The sequence below is a fragment of the Escherichia sp. KCJ4928 genome, from assembly GCF_004352695.1.
GTDB lineage: Bacteria > Pseudomonadota > Gammaproteobacteria > Enterobacterales > Enterobacteriaceae > ECMA0423.
This window is the reverse complement of sequence record NZ_SJWV01000371.1, coordinates 1-1,690: the sequence shown is the minus strand read 5'-3', so window position 1 is coordinate 1,690 and position 1,690 is coordinate 1. Positions and strand designations below refer to the sequence as shown.

Below are 1,690 nucleotides of genomic sequence, written 5' to 3'. Positions count from 1 at the left end.
CCATTACCGTTGCCATGGCAACAATCGCAGAAATGGCAATAATGGAGTTTTTAAGTTGTTTTACCGTGCTGACAAATACGTTTAACAGGCATGACAGGGATGCTTTCTGAATCAACCCGCCAATAACACTGGCAATGATAATCAGAACACCGGGGGTTGCGATCCATTCAATCTTCATCGACAGATTGCTGCCGTTACTCAGAGAGAAACTGAGTGACGAGGCAATCTGAGACACCGCACTTTTTATCGTCGGGAACAGTGGAGAGCAAAGCAGAATGAACAGAAAAATCAGGATGTAGATTGAGCACGCACGTAACAACGCCCCACGAGAGTATGAAAGTGCGCTGGCGCTATCTGCTGAAGTCTCAATAAGAAATTCAGGTTCTGTTTTTTCTTTACGGTTTTTTGCCATAAAGACTATAACGATCAAACTGACAAGACTTCCTGCGAAAGCCGGGAGTTCTGCGCCAAGATTAACAGCCACCAGATACTGGGGTATCAATGTGCTGACACCGCACATCAGGGTAATTAATCCTACGCCTCGTATAGCCTTCATCCCTCCACCGATAATCGCGACGATGACGAAGGGGAGCAGAATGTTGAACAGTGCCAGCTGAAGAATAATCGTCCCACTGAGTGTGGTTACAGGTAAATTAACTTGTTCAGCAAGCACAGAGACAGGTATACCTACTGCCCCAAATGCTGTAGGGACTGTATTAGCAACCAGTGACGCAATCGCTGCTTTTAGTGGGTTAAAGCCCAGTGCAATGAGTATACCAATGGGGATTGCTACAGCTGTACCGTAACCGGCGGCCGCTTCAAGAAATCCGCCAAAACACCATGAGATAAGAAGTACTTGGATACGTTTATCATCACTGACACCGGCCAGAACATTTCGCAGCATGTTCATGCTTTTTGTCGCATTCATCAGGTTATAGCTGTAAATGGCCGCAAGTATGACTATCACTATCGGCCACAGTCCTTTAATTGCGCCGTATACAACAGCATAGCCCAAGTCCTGAACTGATGTGTGCCAGAACAAAGTTGCAAGAATCAGTGTAATAAAGAGTGTGCTGAGTACGGCATAATGTATGGGCATTTTGACTTTCAGAATCAAAATGATCATTGTTAAAAGTGGGGTAAGTCCTAGTAAAAAAAGCAGGTATTGGTGCATGTCATTTCCTCAACGAAAACAAATTCAGCATCATTACTGTTGTTATTGGCCTGTCAGGCGGGCATTTGTAATGTCCCGGCTGCTGTCGTCTGAGTGATAAATTTACATTTGCCTCTATAGGAGAGTTCAGATCTCGTTCATAAAACCGGAGGGGATATATAAAGTATTTTTCTAGTTGAAGATGTTTGCTGAATCGTTTCGTTGTTATTTTTCTTAATTAAATGTTATTGAATGGTGTTAGTTGTGTGATTTTTACTCATGTATGTGGTGGTTTTTTCTCTTTCAGAAGAGCCTGAGGCTTGTTGATTTAGCTGCATTTACAGTATTAAGGAAAGTCTTTCTGGTTGCTCATACAGGTTATTGTTTTGGAGGGCATTCCCTCCAAAATTCTCATTTTTTAGGTAATAAATTGAGTCTTATTGAGAACGCCCTTTTAACCGATGAACCGGCCCCTTGAAACGCCAGACAGTGGATGTATCTTAAAATAAGAGATAAGCTTGGATATATGTCTACTAG

General features: G+C 42.8%; 1 protein-coding gene. It reads right to left on the bottom strand.

Annotated features, from left to right (window positions below):
• A partial coding sequence (locus E0D98_RS23925) for an L-lactate permease (protein WP_131891217.1) occupies positions 1-1,174 on the bottom strand: 1,174 nt, incomplete at its 3' end.
• Positions 1,175-1,690: the final 516 nt, after the last annotated feature.